The organism is Paraburkholderia sp. J94 (assembly GCF_905220285.1).
GTDB classification, from domain to species: Bacteria; Pseudomonadota; Gammaproteobacteria; order Burkholderiales; family Burkholderiaceae; genus Paraburkholderia; species Paraburkholderia tropica_A.
Map to the genome: position 1 here is coordinate 129,094 of NZ_CAJMZH010000005.1, position 17,974 is coordinate 147,067.

At 63.1% G+C, this 17,974-nt stretch carries 18 protein-coding genes; 15 read left to right on the plus strand and 3 right to left on the minus strand.

The genetic code is table 11. The features are described from left to right. Positions 1 to 7 precede the first annotated feature (7 nt). From U4Y88_RS11810 to moaD, 5 genes are all read left to right on the plus strand, one after another. Positions 8 to 1,396 (plus strand): cytochrome ubiquinol oxidase subunit I, encoded by a 1,389-nt coding sequence (locus U4Y88_RS11810; protein WP_321784067.1) that lies wholly within the window; start codon positions 8 to 10, stop codon positions 1,394 to 1,396. Positions 1,397 to 1,400: 4 nt separating this feature from the next. Further along, entirely contained in the window at positions 1,401 to 2,408 is a 1,008-nt protein-coding gene (gene cydB, locus U4Y88_RS11815; protein WP_321784068.1) for a cytochrome d ubiquinol oxidase subunit II, read from the plus strand. Between the two features lie 278 nt (positions 2,409 to 2,686). After that, on the plus strand, positions 2,687 to 3,790 hold the full coding sequence (gene moaA, locus U4Y88_RS11820) for a GTP 3',8-cyclase MoaA (RefSeq protein WP_415774426.1): 1,104 nt from the start codon (positions 2,687 to 2,689) through the stop codon (positions 3,788 to 3,790). Between the two features lie 62 nt (positions 3,791 to 3,852). Then, a complete protein-coding gene (locus tag U4Y88_RS11825) occupies positions 3,853 to 4,395 on the plus strand; it encodes a molybdenum cofactor biosynthesis protein MoaE (RefSeq protein ID WP_321784070.1) in 543 nt (180 codons plus the stop codon). 50 nt (positions 4,396 to 4,445) lie between these two features. Beyond that, positions 4,446 to 4,703 (plus strand): molybdopterin converting factor subunit 1, encoded by a 258-nt coding sequence (moaD, locus tag U4Y88_RS11830; protein ID WP_321784072.1) that lies wholly within the window; start codon positions 4,446 to 4,448, stop codon positions 4,701 to 4,703. Positions 4,704 to 4,794: 91 nt separating this feature from the next. Here moaD and U4Y88_RS11835 read toward each other — a convergent pair whose 3' ends face one another. Further along, the gene (locus U4Y88_RS11835; protein WP_321784074.1) at positions 4,795 to 5,208 is read right to left on the minus strand and encodes a DUF3331 domain-containing protein; all 414 of its coding nucleotides are present in this window, start codon (positions 5,206 to 5,208) and stop codon (positions 4,795 to 4,797) included. 572 nt (positions 5,209 to 5,780) lie between these two features. Between U4Y88_RS11835 and U4Y88_RS11840 the strand changes: the two genes are divergently transcribed. The 10 genes from U4Y88_RS11840 to U4Y88_RS11885 all read left to right on the plus strand — a co-directional run bounded on the left by U4Y88_RS11840 (position 5,781) and on the right by U4Y88_RS11885 (position 15,838). Then, positions 5,781 to 6,635, plus strand: coding sequence for a transporter substrate-binding domain-containing protein (locus tag U4Y88_RS11840; RefSeq protein ID WP_224013384.1), 855 nt, complete (start codon positions 5,781 to 5,783; stop codon positions 6,633 to 6,635). 39 nt (positions 6,636 to 6,674) lie between these two features. Next, positions 6,675 to 7,337, plus strand: a complete 663-nt coding sequence (locus U4Y88_RS11845) for an amino acid ABC transporter permease (RefSeq protein WP_224013385.1) — start codon at positions 6,675 to 6,677, stop codon at positions 7,335 to 7,337. A 31-nt stretch (positions 7,338 to 7,368) separates the two neighbouring features. Continuing rightward, positions 7,369 to 8,022: an amino acid ABC transporter permease gene (locus tag U4Y88_RS11850; RefSeq protein WP_321784076.1), complete on the plus strand. Its 654-nt coding sequence runs from the start codon at positions 7,369 to 7,371 to the stop codon at positions 8,020 to 8,022. Beyond that, the gene (locus U4Y88_RS11855; RefSeq protein ID WP_224013387.1) at positions 8,019 to 8,846 is read left to right on the plus strand and encodes an amino acid ABC transporter ATP-binding protein; all 828 of its coding nucleotides are present in this window, start codon (positions 8,019 to 8,021) and stop codon (positions 8,844 to 8,846) included. Before U4Y88_RS11850 ends, U4Y88_RS11855 begins: the two co-directional genes overlap by 4 nt. Next, positions 8,843 to 10,093 carry a M20 family metallo-hydrolase gene (locus U4Y88_RS11860; protein WP_321784077.1) on the plus strand — a complete coding sequence of 417 codons (1,251 nt, stop codon included), beginning with the start codon at positions 8,843 to 8,845 and terminating at the stop codon, positions 10,091 to 10,093. Before U4Y88_RS11855 ends, U4Y88_RS11860 begins: the two co-directional genes overlap by 4 nt. 40 nt (positions 10,094 to 10,133) lie before the next feature. Beyond that, a complete protein-coding gene (locus U4Y88_RS11865) occupies positions 10,134 to 10,832 on the plus strand; it encodes a DUF1989 domain-containing protein (RefSeq protein WP_224013389.1) in 699 nt (232 codons plus the stop codon). 220 nt (positions 10,833 to 11,052) lie between these two features. Then, the gene (locus tag U4Y88_RS11870) at positions 11,053 to 11,688 is read left to right on the plus strand and encodes a cupin domain-containing protein (protein ID WP_415774433.1); all 636 of its coding nucleotides are present in this window, start codon (positions 11,053 to 11,055) and stop codon (positions 11,686 to 11,688) included. Between the two features lie 12 nt (positions 11,689 to 11,700). Beyond that, positions 11,701 to 12,681: an agmatinase gene (speB, locus tag U4Y88_RS11875; protein ID WP_321784081.1), complete on the plus strand. Its 981-nt coding sequence runs from the start codon at positions 11,701 to 11,703 to the stop codon at positions 12,679 to 12,681. A gap of 429 nt (positions 12,682 to 13,110) precedes the next feature. Next, on the plus strand, positions 13,111 to 14,271 hold the full coding sequence (locus U4Y88_RS11880) for a porin (protein WP_224013392.1): 1,161 nt from the start codon (positions 13,111 to 13,113) through the stop codon (positions 14,269 to 14,271). 163 nt (positions 14,272 to 14,434) lie between these two features. Beyond that, positions 14,435 to 15,838, plus strand: coding sequence for a DHA2 family efflux MFS transporter permease subunit (locus U4Y88_RS11885; RefSeq protein WP_321784083.1), 1,404 nt, complete (start codon positions 14,435 to 14,437; stop codon positions 15,836 to 15,838). A 37-nt stretch (positions 15,839 to 15,875) separates the two neighbouring features. On the opposite strand, the gene U4Y88_RS11890 is transcribed toward U4Y88_RS11885, so the two are convergent. Together U4Y88_RS11890 and U4Y88_RS11895 are read right to left on the minus strand one after the other, a co-directional pair. Beyond that, complete coding sequence (locus tag U4Y88_RS11890) at positions 15,876 to 17,120, minus strand: acyl-CoA dehydrogenase family protein (protein WP_321784085.1); 1,245 nt, start codon at positions 17,118 to 17,120, stop codon at positions 15,876 to 15,878. A gap of 48 nt (positions 17,121 to 17,168) precedes the next feature. Continuing rightward, positions 17,169 to 17,933, minus strand: coding sequence for an SDR family oxidoreductase (locus tag U4Y88_RS11895; RefSeq protein WP_321784086.1), 765 nt, complete (start codon positions 17,931 to 17,933; stop codon positions 17,169 to 17,171). Positions 17,934 to 17,974: the final 41 nt, after the last annotated feature.

Below are 17,974 nucleotides of genomic sequence, written 5' to 3' on the forward strand. Positions count from 1 at the left end.
AAGAATCATGGATATCTTCGACGCATTTCATCTCGCCAGGCTGCAATTCGCTTTCACGGTCTCGTTTCATATTGTCTTTCCGGCGATCAGCATCGGTATGGCGAGTTTTCTGGCCGTGCTCGAATGGCGATTGCTGCTGACCGGCGACCCCGCGTATAAAGACATGTACCGCTTCTGGGTGAAAATCTTCGCGGTAGGCTTCGGCATGGGCGTGGTCTCGGGTGTCGTGATGGCGTACGAATTCGGCACGAACTGGAGCGGCTTTTCGACCATAGCGGGCAATATTACCGGTCCGCTGCTGACCTATGAAGTCTTGACCGCTTTCTTTCTCGAAGCCGGTTTTCTTGGCGTGATGCTGTTCGGCTGGAGTCGCGTGAGTCCCAAAGCGCATTTCTTTTCGACGGTGATGGTGGCAATCGGCACGCTCATTTCCACATTCTGGATTCTTTCGTCGAATAGCTTCATGCAGACGCCGCAAGGCTATGCGATCGAGAACGGCCGCATCGTGCCCGTGGACTGGTGGAAAGTGATTTTCAATCCGTCCTTTCCTTTCCGCCTCGCGCATATGACGATCGCGGCATTTATCGTGGCCGCGTTTATCGTGGCCGCGTGCGGCGCATGGCATTTGCTGCATGGCCGCCGCGACGTGCCGGTCAAGCGCAGTTTTTCGATGGCGCTCTGGATGCTGCTCGTGCTCGCGCCCGTGCAGATTTTCGTCGGCGACGCGCACGGCCTCAATACGCGCGAATATCAGCCCGCGAAAATCGCAGCCATCGAAGGCCTTTGGGAAACCGAACACGGCGGCACCGCGCTCAATCTCATCGGCTTTCCCGATATGGATGCCGAAGTCACGCGCTACGCCATCCAGGTACCGCATTTAGGCAGCCTGATTCTCACGCATAGCTGGAATGGCGAAATTCGCGGCCTCAAGGAATTTGCGCCGCAAGACCGGCCCTATTCGCCCATCGTATTCTGGACGTTCCGCATCATGGCGGGACTCGGCATGCTGATGCTGCTGACCGCCGTGCTCGGCCTGCTGCTGCGATCGGGCGGACGGCTTTATGAATCGCGCTGGTTTCAGCGGCTGGTGCTGTGCATGGGGCCATCGGGCATTCTGGCGCTACTCGCGGGCTGGATCACCACCGAAGTCGGCCGCCAGCCGTGGACCGTCTATGGCGTGGTCCGTACCATCGATTCGGTTTCGCCCATCGGCGCGCAACAAGCGGGCGTATCGCTGCTGATTTTCGTGATCGTCTATTTCCTCGTATTCGGCACGGGCGTGTATTACATGCTCAAGATGATGAAGAAAGGTCCGGCGACCGGCGTGGAAACAAACGAGTCGCTCAAATATCCGGGACTGCACAATCGCGCGCTCGACGCCGTGGTGGGAGAGTAAGGCCATGCAAATCGACCTTCCTGTGATCTGGGCCGCCATTATCGGACTCGGCGTCTTTATCTATGTGATGCTCGACGGTTTCGATCTCGGCATCGGCCTGCTCTTTCCGTTTTTCGAAGGCAAGGGCGAACGCGAGGTGATGCTCAATACCGTCGCGCCCGTCTGGGACGGCAACGAAACCTTTCTCGTGCTCGGCGGCGCCGGTTTATACGGCGCCTTTCCCGTGGTTTATTCGACCTTGCTGCCCGCCAATTACATGCCGCTGGTGCTGATGCTGGTGGGCCTGATTTTTCGCGGCGCGGCATTCGAATTGCGCGCGAAAGCCACGCGCACGCAGCATGCGTGGGATCTCGCGTTTATCGGCGGCTCGGCGCTCGCCGCCATGTGCCAGGGCATCACGCTCGGCTCGCTGCTGCAAGGCATCAAGATCGTCGACGCTAAATTCGCCGGCGATCCGTTCGACTGGTTCTCGCCATTCAGCGTGTTCTGCGGTTTCGGCGTGCTGCTCACCTACGCGACGCTCGGCTGCGGCTGGCTCATCATGAAAACGGACGGCGAGCTACAGCGCAAAATGCGCGAAATCATGCGCCCGCTCGTAGCGGTGCTGCTGCTCGCCATCACCGTGGTCAGCCTGTGGACCGTGCTCGGTTTGCCTTCGGTGAGACAGCGCTGGTTCTTTAGCGGCAATCTCGGCTGGTTCCTGCCGGTGCCGATTCTGGTCGTTGCCAGCGTGTGGGGTATTTTCCATTCGCTGCGCGCGCGCCACGAAACCACGCCATTCGTGCTTTCGCTGCTCATCTGCTTTCTCGGCTATACGGGGCTCATTATCAGCATCTGGCCGTATATCATTCCGCCTTCGCTGACGATCTGGGAAGCCTCGTCCACGCATTCGAGCCAGCTTTTCGCGCTCGTCGGCACCGTAATCGTGCTGCCGATCATTCTCGTCTACAACGCGATGCAATATCGCGTCTTCCGGGGCAAGGTGCGCGAGGGCGACCCCGGTTATCACTGATCCCCATGACGCCGCGCGTCGCCCGTTTTACACGGGCGCGCGCTGGCCGTATCTGAATTGACCCGAGCGAATCGAGCCGGTTGATTCGATCTCGCGTCGCCCCGCAGACCGCAACTGTACTGCTGTGTTCCGTCGCCGACTGTGCACCAGTCTCGGGCGCTCGCGGCACTATGCTCCTTACACGCTCGCGACATCGCGCGATCCGGCCGCCACCAGGCGCCGCAATAGCGCGATGCCGCCGTTTTTCCAAACGCTATTTCGCCAGACCCACACTGATCGTGAACGCCATCGCCGAAGCCGTTATTGTTGAACCCGCCGTGCCCGACCGCGCCGTGGCTTCGCCCGCCGCCGCGGTGCGCGACGGTCGCGACCGGCCGCTGCGCGATTTGCGCCTCTCCGTCATCGATCAGTGCAATTTCCGCTGCACCTACTGCATGCCGCGCGAGGTCTTCGACGAGCACTATCGCTTTCTGCGCGCATCGGAGCGGCTCTCGTTCGACGAAATGATGAAGATCGCGCACGCATTCGTCGCGCTCGGCGTCGAGAAAATCCGCATCACCGGCGGCGAGCCGCTGTTGCGGCGCGGACTTGAAACGCTGATCGAACGCCTCGCGCGGATGACCACGCTGAAGGGCAAACCGCTCGACATCGCGCTCACCACGAATGGCTCGCTGCTGGGCGCGCGTGCGCGAGGGTTGCGCGATGCGGGTCTCTCGCGCGTGACAGTCAGCCTCGACGCGCTCGACGACGCCGTATTCCGCCGCATGAGCGATGTGGATCTGCCGGTCGCGCGCATTCTCGACGGCATCGAACAGGCGCAGGCCGTGGGCCTCGCGCCCGTGAAAGTCAACACGGTGATCGAACGCGGCGTGAACGACCATCAGATTCTGCCGCTCGTGCGCCATTTCAAAGGCAGCGAGATTGCGCTGCGCTTTATCGAATTCATGGATGTCGGCGGCGCGGCCGGCTGGTCGAATTCCACGGTATTGAAAGCGCGCGATATTCGCGCAATCGTCGAAAAGGAATTTCCGCTCATTGCCGCCGATCACGCGGATAGCGGCGCCACCTCGGTGAATTATCGTCACGCGGACGGAAAAGGCACGGTCGGTTTTATCGCCAGCGTTTCCGAACCCTTTTGCGGGGAATGCTCGCGCGCACGCGTTTCCGCCGACGGCCAGCTCTACACCTGCCTGTTCGCGACGCAAGGCGCGGATCTGAAACCGTGGCTCGGCGAAGCCGTGCCCGGCGAGCAATTGATGGACGCCATTCACGCGCGATGGAATGCGCGCGACGACCGCTATTCGGAATTGAATGCAGACCGCCGCCGCGCCGGGACCGGTAAAACCTGGCCCACCGTGCGCATGTCGCTGGTGGGCGGCTGAACCGCTCGCACGGCTTTGGGCCTCACGAATCCCGCGCTGCGGACCTTCGAGGACATCACGCAATGACACAGCACTCCGCCCAAGACGAGCGGCAAGCCAGCGATACGCCACTCGCGACAGACACCCCGACGCCAGCCGGCGGCATTGCGGCGGGCTTCGAAGTGCGCGTGCAACACGCCCCTATCGACGTCGTCGCCGAGGTCTCGCCGATCATGCGCAATCCCAACGTGGGCGCCGTGGTGGATTTCATCGGCATCGTGCGCAATAACGGCGACTGCGACGACATTGTCGCGCTCGAACTCGAACACTATCCGGGCATGACCGAGCATTCGCTCTGGAGCATCGTCGAGGAAGCGGCGGCGCGCTGGTCGCTGGATGCGGTGAAGATCGTGCACCGCGTCGGGCGCATCGCGCTCGGTCACGCGGTGGTGTTCGTCGTGGTGGCATCACCGCATCGCGCGGCCGCCTTCGAGGCCTGCGAATTCATCATGGACTTTCTGAAGACGCACGCGCCATTCTGGAAGAAAGAAATTAACCGCGACGGCAACGCGCATTGGGTCGAAGCCAAAACGCACGACGAGCAAGCCATGCTTCGCTGGGGTTGAAAAACGCTTATGAAAATACGGCTGCCGTACTCCGCATCAGGAACGCTTTCATGAAACTCACCATTAAATATTTCGCGAGCATTCGCGAGAAACTCGGCATGGCGCAGGAAATCGTCGATATCGACGCCGCGCAGATCACGATAGACGGGCTGCGCAATCGGCTCATGGAACGCGGCCCGGATGCCGCCGAAGCACTCGATATCCAACGGCCCGTGCGCGTGGCCGTGAATCACGAAATGGTGGCCAATAATTTCGTGGTCCGGCAGGACAGCGAGATTGCGTTTTTCCCGCCGGTGACCGGTGGATAAGAAGCGCCGCCGATAATCGTTATCGGCGCGCTCGCGATCTCCAAAGTCAGACCTTCTCACTCCCCAAGGCACGCCGCTTTGGGGAGTTTTTTTATGCCTTCGCGCGCTGTTCCAATGCGGAGGCCAGCACGGCCCAGTCCGCGTTGATCGGCGCCACGCCGCGCGTAAAAGGCCGATAGATCTTGTCGCCGCGCTGAATATCCGCGCCCGTGAGCGCGCACAGGCCGCGCTTTCTCGCGATGCACAGACGCCACGGCTGCTCCGCATAGCGCCCGCTGGTGGGATCGCTCCACGATACCGAAATGAGGTTGTCCGACCATGCCTCGACGAAGGCAAGATGCGCGCGCAGCGCGGGTACGGATCTGGGCAGCGAGGGATCGGCCATCGCGGCACGACTGGCGCACGCGCGGCGTGGATTGCGGCCCGCATGGGCATGAAGCACCGAGCCGCCACCGAGCAGATTGAGCGTGTATTGCCACGCATTGCCGCCACTGAGTTGTCGCATCGTGCGCCTCTCCTTGAAGATCGGGATCATCTTGTTCGATTCATACCGTATGACGATTCTTTTATTGATGACGGAATGAACCCCGATTCATTTCCATGCTAGCACCCGAAACGGGGAAATGATCTATTTCATTCCGATACGATGAATCGGTCAATATCCGCGCGACCACGGAATGGAATCCGCGTTACGTCTGGCTTTCGACGCAATCAACAGGCAATTCACCCACGCGATTCGCGCCGCACAATACTAGCGCCGCGCATCGCGCAAAGACCATCACACTCCGGCACCGCGCCAAAGAGCACAGTTCCGCGCTCCCTCTTCCTTTTCCTTTTCCCCACACGCACCCATCTGAACCCGCATCCCCATCACGGTGCATCGTGCCTTTTATGCGGTGCACATCGCCGCGCCACTCACGCTCGCGGTGCACGCCGCGCCGTGCTCATCGACGGCTCTCCCTTGTGCAGCGGCGTTTCCCGCCGCTGGCACGCATCATGCTAATTGAACATCATTCAAGTTACTTGAATACGATTCCTGTCACTTTCACCACTCGCCACGGTTTTCCAGGGAACATCATGCACAAGTCAGTCCGCCGTTTCGTCCTCGCCCTGAGCGGCGTCTTCACGCTCGCCGCCGCCGCGCCCGTGCTCGCACAGGACGATCTGCTCGCGCGCATCAAATCGAACAAGGAAATCACGGTCGCCACCGAAGCGCGCTACGCGCCGTTCGAATATGTCGACAACGGCAAGATCGTCGGCTACGACGCCGACCTCATGGCCTACGTGCTCAAGTCGCTGCCCGACGTGAAAGTGAAGCAGCTCGATCTGCCGTTTCAGGGCCTGCTGCCGGGCCTCGATGCGAAGCGCTTCGACATCGTCGTGACCGCCGTCACCGTGAACAAAGACCGCGCCGATCACTTCGCCTTCACGCTGCCCGTGGCCGACGCCACCACCGGCGTGCTGCTGCGCGCGAACGAAAGCGCCATCAAGTCGCCGAGCGATCTGAACGGCAAGGTCGTCGGCTCGCAAACGGGTTCCGCACAACTGCAGGCGCTCATCGCGCTCGACAAGAAGCTCAAGGAAGCGGGCGGCCCCGGCATCAAGCAGATCAAGCAGTACGTGTCGTTCGATGAAGCGTATGCGGACCTCGCGGTCGGCCGTCTCGACGCCGTCGCGCAATCGGTCGCCAATCTCGGGCCGCTCATGAAGTCGCGTCCGGGCGTGTTCACGCTGCTGCCGCAAACCATCGGCCCGAAGAGTTACTTCGCATGGGTCGCGCGTAAAGACGCGGACAGCGCCGCGCTGCTCAAGCTCTTTAGCGACGGCATCGCCCGCGCGAACAAGGACGGCACCATGAAGAAGCTGCAGGAAAAGTGGTTCGGTTCGACCATGGACGTGCCCGCCGACGCCCTGCCCGCACCGACGCTTTAATTCACGCACTCACTCACGTTTCATCGGACCTCGCGCAACATGAACGCACCCGATCTGCTCACGCGCTGCGCCGGCTATCTGCCGCAGCTTCTCGACGGCGCGCTGACGACGCTCTGGCTGTCGGCCGTCGCCGTGGGCTGCGGCTTCTTCGTCGGCGTGTTCGTTCACACCATGTCGGTCAGCCACAGCCGCCTGTTGCGCGGCGCCGCACGCGTCTATGTGAGCGTGCTGCGCGGCACGCCGGTCCTTGCGCAATTGCTGGTGTTCTACTACCTGCCCTCGGCGCTCGGCATCGAATTGCCGGGCGTCGTGGCCGCCGCGATCGGGCTCTCGCTGAACACGGGCGCCTATCAATCGCAGATTCTCGGCGCGGGTTTTCGCGCCATCGCGCCCGGCCAGATCGAGGCCGCGCTCACCTTCAATCTCACGCGCCGCCAGGTGCTCTGGCATATCGAGGTACCGCAGGTCGTGCGCGCCACGCTGCCCGCGCTGGTGTCCGAAATGATCGACATCGTCAAGGCATCGGCGGTGGTCTCGGTGATCTCGGTGACCGACCTGATGCGCGTGGGTCAGCAACTCTCGTCGTCGAGCTACCGGCCGCTGGAGGTCTATTCGCTCGCGGCGGTCTTTTATCTGGCGATCACTTCGCTGCTCGCCTGCGCCGGCCACGTCTTCGCGCGACGCACGGCGCGGCGCGCCTGATTCGGCACGGATAGCCCGCACGGATGCCCTCATGGACTCGCTGATTGCCCTCATTCCCCGCTTCGCCGCCGCCACGGCCGTCACGCTCGAAGTGAGCGTGCTCGCCGCGCTTATCGGCATGGTGGCGGGCTTCGCGCTCAACGCGCTGCGCCTCACATTCGGACGCGCCTTCGCGCTGCCGTATGGCGCATTCATCTGGCTGATTCGCGGCACGCCGTATCTCTCGCAGCTCGTCATCGTTTATTTCGGATTACCGATGATCGGCGTGACGATGAGCGCCGTGGAAGCCACCGTCGTCTCGCTCGCGCTCTACGCCAGCGCCTATTTCGCGGAGATCTTCCGCGCCGCGTGGGCCAGCGTGCCGCGCGGCCAGCTCGAAGCAGCCGCCGCGTTCGGCGTGAGCCGGCGCGCGACGTTCCGCGCGATCGAACTGCCGCAGGCGCTCGCCTTCGCGCTGCCGCTCGTCGCCAATCAAACGATTCTCGTGATCAAGGAAAGCGCGGTGGCGTCGATCATCACCGTGCCCGAACTGACGATGACCGCGAGCGACGTGGTCGCCTCGACCTATACGTATATCGGCCCATACGCGCTGTTGATCGCGTGTTACTGGCTGTTGACCCAGGCCGTCTCGCTGCTCGCGCAGCACGCGACGGCACGCATTCCCTTTCTGCGAAAGACCTCATGAGCGCCCTCCCGATTCTCCAGCTGCGCGCCGTCGGCAAGTCATACGGCGCAAACCGCGTGCTCAAGGGCATCGACCTCGACATCATGCGCGGCGAAATCGTCACGCTGATCGGGCCGTCCGGCTCGGGCAAAACGACCGCCCTGCGCTGCATGAATTTCCTCGAGGCCTACGACGAAGGCGAAGTGTGGATTAAGGGCCAACTGCTCGGCTATCGCTCCACCGGACGCACGCCGCGCGATCGCGACAGTGAAGCGAGCATTGCCGAAGTGCGCCGCCCCGTTGCGATGGTGTTCCAGCAATTCAATCTGTGGCCTCACATGAGCGTGCTCGACAACGTCGCCGCACCGCTCGTGCTCGCCAAGCACATGCCGAAGCGCGAGGCGCGCGAGAAAGCGCAGAAGGCGCTCGAACGCGTCGGCATGGGTCACAAGGCCGACGCCTGGCCCGCCAGCCTCTCGGGCGGCCAGCAGCAACGCGTGGGCATTGCGCGCGCGCTCGCCATCGAGCCCGAAGTGATGCTACTCGACGAACCCACGTCCGCGCTCGATCCCGAACTCGTGGAAGAAGTGCTCAACGTGATCCGCTCGCTCGCGCAGGACGGCATGACGATGGTGATGGTCACGCACGAAATGAGCTTCGCCGCGAAGATCTCCGACAAGGTCGTCTTCATGGAAGCGGGCAGCATCGTCGAAGCGGGACCGCCCGCGCAATTGTTCGGCAACACGCGCACGCCGCGTCTGCAGCAGTTTCTCAAACCGTGGCTCGAACGCAGCCTGACGTTCGCCGCCGAACCCGCGCTCGCCGCGCAAGGAGCCGCATCGTGAACGCGCCGCTTGAACTCGCGAACCGCATCGCGCATCACGTCGATGCCGAGCGTTTGCTCGCTTCCGTCGAGACGCTCGCGTCGTTCGGCGCGCGCGACGACGGCGGCGTGAATCGCCCCGCTCTGAGCGCCGACGATCTCGACGCGCGCCGCTATCTGATCGAACGTGCTCACGCACTCGGCTGCACCGTTTCCGTCGATGCGTGCGCGAACCTGTTCATCCGCCGCGCGGGCACTGAAGCGCTCGCGCCGGTCGTGACCGGCAGCCATATCGACACGCAGCCTTCGGGCGGCAAGCTCGACGGCTGCTATGGCGTGCTCGCGGGCTTCGAAGTGCTCGAAGCGCTCAACGACGCCAACGTGCAAACGCGCCGCCCGTTCGAAGTGGCGATCTGGACCAACGAGGAAGGCACGCGTTTCGCGCCGGGCGCGATGGGGTCGAGCGCGTTCGTCGAACCGCAACGTATGGCGCGTTATCTCGATGCGCGCGACGCGCAAGGCGTGACGCTGCGCGAAGCGCTCGACGCACACCGCAAGGCGTTTCCCGAACTCGCCTCACACGAAGCGGGCGAAGCCGCACACGCCTTCGTCGAATTGCATATCGAGCAAGGCCCGCAACTCGAAAACGCCGACCTGCCGCTCGCGGTCGTGAGCGGCATTCAAGGCGTGCGCTGGTACGCGTTCCATTGCACCGGCGTGGCGGCCCATGCGGGCACCACGCCCATGCCGCTGCGCCGCGATGCGATGACGCTCGCGCTCGCGCTGCACGCCGAACTCGACGGCATTGCGCAGCGTCTGGGCGCGGAGCACACGCGCGTCACCTTCGGGCGCTGGAACGTCGAGCCGAATTCGATCAACACGATTCCGTCGAACGTGAGCTTCACGGTGGATTTCCGCCATCCCGACTCTGCCGTGCTCGACGCCTTCGACGACGCCGTACACGCGCTCGCGAAACGCCACGAGGCCCGCCTCGAAGCGCTGTTCGCACACGCGCCGGTGGCCTTCGACGATACGGTGCTCGCGACGCTCGACGACGCCTGCGAGGCGCTCGGCGCGCCGGCCACGCGGCTGACCTCGGGCGCCTTTCACGACGCCATGTATCTCGCCGGGCATTGTCCGAGCGCGATGCTGTTCGTGCCGAGCATCGGCGGCATCAGCCACAACCCCGTCGAAGCCACGCATCCGCATCATCTCGTGCTGGGCGCACGCGCGCTCGCTCACAGTCTCGTCACGCTCTGCAACGCCTGAGCGATTCACCCACTTCACCCGCACAACATCAGGAGTACAAATGAATTTCCCCGCCGCCACCGCCACGATCGCCGAAGACAACGGCACCGAAAACGGCATCAACGCCACGCTGCATGAGCCGATTTCCGCAGACGGCACGCCCGAACTGGGCAAGACCTACACGGTGCCCGCGCGTTGCGGCCGCGCCGTGCGCGTGAAGGCCGGCCAGACCATCCGCATTGCGAATCCGCACGGCACGCAGGTCTGCGATACGTGGATCTTCAACGCGCAGCATCTGAACGAATTCCTGTCGTTCGAACACACGCGCGCGTACCTCGACAAGATCATTCCGCAGCCGGGCGATCCGCTCGTGACCAACCAGCGCCGCCCGATCGCCGAACTCGTGACCGATACTTCTCCCGGCGTGCACGACACGCTGATCGCCGCGTGCGATCTGTATCGCTATCGCAATCTCGGCGTGGAGGGGTATCACGACAATTGCGCCGACAATCTGCGTCTCGCGCTCAAGGCCATCGGCCTGCGCACGCGTGAAGTGCCGCAGCCGTTCAACCTGTGGATGAACATTCCCGTGAAGCCCGATTATTCGATCGACTGGCTGCCGCCCGTTTCGAAGGCCGGCGATTACGTGGAAATCAAGGCGGTGATGGACTGCGTGGTGGCGATGTCGGCGTGCCCGCAGGATATCATTCCGATCAACGCGCTCAACCCGCTCGAAGTCGAGTTCACGGTGTTCGCGTAACACGCGCAATACCGGCGAGGGCGGCAACCAACACGATGCCGCCTTCGCCCTGATCTCTCCGATCGACGGAAACACACACGTGGCCAACGACAAACGTTCTTCCTCGACGGGCGCCGCCCGTCCTCAACGCGCGGGTACGGGCACGCGCGCCGCCACCTCCGGCACCCCGAAGGCGGAGCCGAAAGCCGCCGTGAAGGTCGCGCGAAAGGTTGCCGCGAAACTGGCGCCGAAATCCGCCACGCGCGCGGCAAGCGGCGCGCACGCCGCCGCGTCCAACGGTTCCGACGGCCTCGGCACGCGCCTGCGCCACGCGCGCATGGTGCAGCAGATGACGCTCAAGGCGCTCGCCGAACAGGCGGGCTGCTCGGAGAGTCTGCTGTCGAAGGTCGAAGGCAGCCACGCCACGCCCTCGCTCGCCACGCTGCACCGGCTCGCGCTGGCGCTCGACACCAACGTCGCGGCGCTGGTCTCGGGGCCGGTTGCGTCGGCTTCGCCGGTGCAGCGCGCGAGCGAGCGTCCCGCCGTGCGCTTTCCGGCGGCACAGGGCGCGCGCGGTCGTTCGGCGCAACACACGATCGTGCTCGAACGCCTCGTCGTGCCGGGGCCGGGACGCCTGCTGCAAGGCGACATCCACGTGCTCGAACCGCAGGCGCGCAGCGACGAACAGATCAGCCACGCGGGCGAAGAACTCGGCTACGTGCTCGAAGGCGAACTCGAACTCACGCTCGGCGACGAGAGCTGGCGTTTGCAGGCCGGCGACTCGTTCTATTTTCCGAGCACCGAGCCGCACAGCTATCGCAATCCCGGCGACACCGTCACGCGCGTTTTATGGATCAACACGCCGCCGACTTTCTGAGTGCACCCGCAGATGACCCAGACCGACCTCTCGCAAATGCAGATGCCGCGTTTCGCCGGCATCCCCACGTTCATGCGCGTGCCGTTCGCACGCGACCCGCAGGACTACGACATCGCGCTCGCAGGCGTGCCCTACGACGGCGGCGTGACCGCACGCCCCGGCGCGCGCTTCGGCCCGCGCGAGATCCGCAATATGTCGACGATGATGCGCGCGATCCATCACGTCACGCGTTTCAATCCGTTCGAAGCGTGCCGCGTGGCCGATATCGGCGACGTGCCGTTCGAACATCTCTACGACATCGAGCGCGCGCACGCCGATATCCGCGCGTTCTTCGAGCCCGTGTTTCGTGCCGGAAAACGCGCGCTGATCGCGGGCGGCGACCATTCGATTACCTTTCCGATTTTTCAGGCGATGGCCGCGGCGAAGGCGGCGAATGGCACACACACGCCGTTCGCGCTCGTGCACATCGACGCGCACACCGACACCTGGGACGCGTATAAAGGCTCCAAATTCACGCACGGCGCGCCCTTCCGGCGCGCGGTGGAAGCGGGTCTGCTCGACCCCACGCGCACGATCCAGATCGGCATACGCGGCGCGCAAAACACCGACGAAGGCTGGCGCTACTCGCTCGATCACGGCATGCGCGTGGTGTTCATCGAGGAATTCGAGGCGCTCGGCCCCGCCGCCATCGCGGCCGAAGCGCGACGGATCGTGGGCGACATGCCTGTCTATCTCTCGCTCGACGTGGACGGACTGGACCCGGTCTTCACGCCCGGCACCGGCACGCCGGAAATCGGCGGTCTGACGACGCGCGAAACGCTGGCGCTGCTGCGCGGACTCGACGGCCTGAACTGGCTAGGCGGCGACGTGGTGGAGGTCTCGCCGCCTTACGATCCGTCAGGTAATACCGCGCTGGTTGCGGCCACACTGATGTACGAAATGCTCTGCTTATTCGCTCGCAACCACGGTATTTCAGGCGACGAACACAGATGATTGATATCGGCCACTTCAATTTGTGAACGAATCTATTGCTGAATCCGCACTAATTACGATTTCTTGATGCCATACAATGGCGCCAACTGTTTTGAGTTTCAAACAGTTATCCACGCTTGATAGCCTCGCCTGACCGGCGGGGCTTTTTTTCTGGCGCGAAGGTTCTCTTCTGCGGCTAAAACCCCTTGAAATGCGGCATTAAATCACTTGCGCAACGCGCCGCACGCCATTCTTCATTACCATTTATTTCATCGCTTTCAATACGTTGGCGCAATCCGCGTTGTGACGGCGTGCAGGCATTTAGCTGATTTTTCTCTCCGTGTTGTCACAAATTTGCTACGGCTTTTTTAATTGCTTGCGCATCAATGAGGGCACGCGATAGCCTTCGCCTCTCGTTTCAAACGACACACTACAACAACGGAGTTACAGATGAAATCACGCGCCCTTACGCTTGCAGCACTGGCTACGTTCGGCATCGCCGGCGCCGCCCACGCACAATCGAGCGTCTCGCTCTACGGTGTGATCGACACGTCGATCACCTACGTCAACAACGCACAAGGCAGCCAGAATCTGTGGGCCCTCGGTAACAGCAGCGCCGGCAACCTGTCGGGTTCGCGCTGGGGCGTGAAGGGTTCGGAAGATCTGGGCAACGGCCTGAAGGCAATCTTCCAGCTCGAAAACGGTTTTAACCCGTCGACGGGCGGCCTCGGCCAGGGCAGCAAGATGTTCGGCCGCCAGGCATTCGTCGGCCTCGCAAGCGACCGCTTCGGTACGGTTACGCTCGGCCGCCAATACGATCCGCTGGTCGACCTGGTTCAAGGCATCACGGAAGACAACTACTTCGGTTCGGCATTCGCAACCGCTGGCGACGTCGACAACTACGACAACAGCTTCCGCGTGAACAACGCCGTCAAGTACACCTCGCCGATCTATCGCGGCCTGCAAGTGGAAACGATGTACTCGTTCGGCGGCGTTGCCGGCTCGACGGGTTCGGAGCAGTCGTACTCGGCCGCCGTGTCGTACAACAACGGCCCGCTGGCAATCGCAGGCGGCTACTTCTACGCAGCGAACAGCGCAGGCGATCGCGCGTCGACGGGCTGGACGAGCACGTCGGACGGCGGCACGTTCGACAGCGCGGTCAACACCGGCTACGAAACCGCGCACTCGCTGCAAATCGCACGCCTCGCAGCGCAATACACGGTGGGTTCGTACAACCTGGGCCTCGCTTACAGCAACGCGCAATACGCGGCTGACGCTGACTCGGCGTTCAACACCACGCAGAAGTACAACACGGCGCAAGCGTTCGTGAACTACCAGGTGAACCCGGCACTGCTGCTGGGCGTGGGCTACAGCTACACGCACGCAAGCGGCGACACGTCGGCGAACTACCACCAGATCTCGCTGGGCGGCGACTACAACCTGTCGAAGCGTACCGACGTGTACCTGACGGCGGCTTATCAGCACGCAAGCGGCACGACGCGTGACGGCGACAACGGCGTCGTCGCGGCGCAAGCTTCGATCGGCTCGTACGGCTACAACGGCACGGCTTCGCAGACGATGGTCAACCTCGGCATCCGTCACCGCTTCTAAGCAATACCTCACGAATGCGCCGGCTCCGCCGGCCACTCGCGTCGTACCCGAACCGCCCGAAACGCCCTGCGTTCCGGGCGGTTTTGCATGATGGGCCATGATGGCGCGAGCCGATGCGGGCTATACTCGACCGCTCAATGCCGTCGACCTTCGCCCGCCCGTTATGAGACTCGCCCTCGACCGCCGCACCGCGACCGCCCTGCTCGTCGCCGCCGTGTTCTTCATGGAGAACCTCGACGCCACCGTGATCGGCACCGCGCTGCCCACGATGGCGCGCGACTTCGGCACTGCCGCCGCGCATCTCTCGATCGGCGTCTCCGCGTACCTCGTCGCGCTCACGGTATTCATTCCGATCAGCGGATGGATGGCCGACCGCTTCGGTGCGCGCAACGTGTTCTGCGCCGCCATCGTCATCTTCACGCTCGCCTCGCTGCTCTGCGCCGCGAGCGGCGATCTGACCGCGTTCACCGCGGCGCGCACGCTGCAAGGCGTGGGCGGCGCGATGATGGTGCCGGTCGGACGGCTCGTCGTGCTGCGCCATACACCGAAAGAAGAGATCGTGCGCGCCATCGCGATCCTCACGTGGCCCGCGCTCGTCGCGCCCGTGCTCGGCCCGCCCGTGGGCGGCTGGATCAGCACGCACTGGAGCTGGCACTGGATCTTTCTGCTGAATCTGCCGCTCGGCATCGCGGCGCTGATCGCGGCCATCGCGCTCGTCGACAACGAGAACGCGCGCCGCGCGCCCTTCGACGTAACCGGCTTCATCTTGACGGGCGCGGGCTTCGGCCTCTTCATGTCGGGACTCGAAGCGGCAAGCCGCGCAGACGTCTCGCGCTGGCTCGCACTCGCGATGCTCGCGGCGGGCCTCGCGCTGCTGGCGATTTCCGCATTCCACCTCAAGCGTGCCGCGAATCCGCTATTCGGCCTCGCACCGCTTTCCATCGCCACGTTTCGCGTGACGGCGCTCGGCGGCTCGCTGTTTCGCGTCGCTATCGGCACCGCGCCCTTTCTGCTGCCGCTGATGTTCCAGCTCGCGTTTGGTTATAGCGCGGTCGAAGCGGGCACGCTGCTGCTCTGGCTATTCGCGGGCAATCTGGCGATGAAGCCGGCCACCACGCGCATCATGCACGCGTTCGGTTTTCGTCAGGTGCTGATCGGCAATGGCGTGCTGGTCGCGCTGGGCTTCGCGGCCTTCACGCTGCTGAATGCGGATACGCCGCGCTGGATCGTTTGCGCGCTGCTGTTCGTGAGCGGCATGACGCGCTCGATGCAATTCACGGCGATGAACACCATCGGTTTCGCCGACGTGCCGCAAGCGCAGATGAGCCACGCCACCACGCTCTTTTCGGTCCTGCAGCAGATGAATGCGGGGATGGGCATTGCGATTGGCGCGCTCGCGTTGTCGATTGCGCAATTGCTGCGCGGCACGCCCGCGAGCACACCGGGCGCGAGCGATTTTCATCTGGCGTTCGGCATGATCGCGGCCGTCGCGGCGCTGGCGATCGTCGACAGTGTGATGCTCGCGCACGATGCGGGCGAACGCGTTCTTGCGCGCGAACGGTCCTAGTTTTTAGGCATGAGGCCGTGCCTCATGCCCGAACGCCCTATACAGAAGGCTTCAAATACGGATTGCCGTCCGCCGTTTCGCGACGCAGCGCCTTCACTTCCATGCGCGCAATGCTTTGCAGATGCACTTCGTCCGGGCCATCGGCGAAACGCAGCGCGCGTCCCCAGGTCCAGCTATCCGCGAGCGGCGTGTCGGGACTCAGCCCCATCGCGCCGAACACCTGCATCGCGCGATCGCACACAGCGGTGTGCACGCCCGGCACGAGCGCCTTGATCATCGAGATTTCCTTGCGCGCGTCTTTCGCGCCCACGTTGTCGATCATCCACGCGGTCTTTAGCACGAACAGCCGCGCCTGATCGATTTCGATACGCGACTTGGCGATCCCTTCAGCGACCGTACCGTGCTCGAACAGCGTCTTGCCGAATGCCGTGCGCGTCTGCGCGCGTTCGATCATCAGTTCGAGCGCGAGTTCGGCGGCGCCAATCGAGCGCATGCAGTGATGAATGCGGCCCGGACCGAGACGCGCCTGAGCCAGCGCGAACCCGCTGCCTTCCTCGCCGAGCAGATTCTCGCGCGGCACGCGCACGCCCTTGAATTCGATCTCGCAGTGCCCCTCGGGCGCGACGTGATTGAGCACCGAAATATTGCGGATGATCTTCACGCCCGGCGTATCGCGCGGTACGAGAATCATGCTTTGCTGACGATGCGCGGGCGCATCGACATCGGTCTTGCCCATCACGATAAACAGCTGGCAATTCGGATGCGCCGCGTTCGTGATAAACCATTTGCGGCCGTCGATTACATAATCGTTGCCGTCACGCCGGATCGACGTGGTGATATTGGTGGCATCCGACGACGCCACCGCGGGCTCCGTCATCGCGAACGCCGAGCGGATCTTGCCGTCCAGCAGCGGATCAAGCCATTGCGCGCGCTGCGCGGGCGTGGCGAACATATGGAGCAATTCCATATTGCCCGTATCCGGCGCATTGCAATTGAACACTTCCGACGCCCACGACACGCGGCCCATGATTTCCGCGAGCGGCGCATAGTCCAGATTTGTCAGCCGCGTGCCGGGTTCGTCGTCGTGCAGATGCGGCAGGAACAGATTCCAGAGACCTTCCGAACGCGCCTTGTCCTTGAGCGCTTCCATGAACGAAACCGGATAGATTCCGGCATTCACTTCTTCGTGCCATTGATGAATGCGCGGCACGATATGCGCGTCCATGAACGCGCGCAATTGCGTGCGCAGCGCCTCGACTTTGGGGCTAAACGCAAAATCCATTTCATTCTCCCAGAAGGCCATTCAAACTACGATGCACGGTGCACGCACTCAGATCGTCTGTCCGCCATCGACGACAATACATTCGCCGGTCGTAAAGCTCGCAGCATCGGAAACCAGATACAGCACGGTGCCGGCCATTTCGCGCGGCTCGGCGTGACGGCGCAGCGGAATCGTCTTCATCCAGCCTTCGTAGAGCGCCTGATTCTCGAACAGCGCGCCCGCGAAACGCGTCTTCGTGAGACCGGGCAACAAGGCATTCACGCGAATGCCGAGCGGCCCGCATTCCTTGGCAAACGCGCGCGTCATATTGACGATGGCGGCTTTCGTGATCGAATAAACAGCCTGTTTGTCGCCCGGTTGCAGCGCATTCACCGACGCCGTATTGACGATGGCCCCGCCGCCCTTTTCGCGCATCATCTTTCCGGCTTCGACGGACATGAAGAAATAGCCGCGCAGATTGACTTCGACGGTTTTCTCGAACGACGCGAGATCGGTATCGAGAATATGGCCGTAATACGGATTGGTCGCGGCGTTATTGACGAGAATATCGAGGCGGCCGTGCTTTGCGCGAATATGCTCGAAGATCGCCTGAATATCTTCCATGCGGCCCACGTGGCATGGAAACGCCTCGGCGCTGCCGCCCGCATCGCGAATCGCGCTAGCTACGCTTTCACAGTCGTCGCACTTGCGGCTCGACACGATCACATGCGCGCCCTGCTGCGCGAACAGCCGTGCGATTTCCTCGCCGATTCCCCGGCTCGCGCCGGTCACCAGGGCGATTTTCCCCGTCAAGTCGAATAGATTCGTCGTCACATTCCACCTCCTTGATTGTCGATTGATACGTTCCGTCGCGC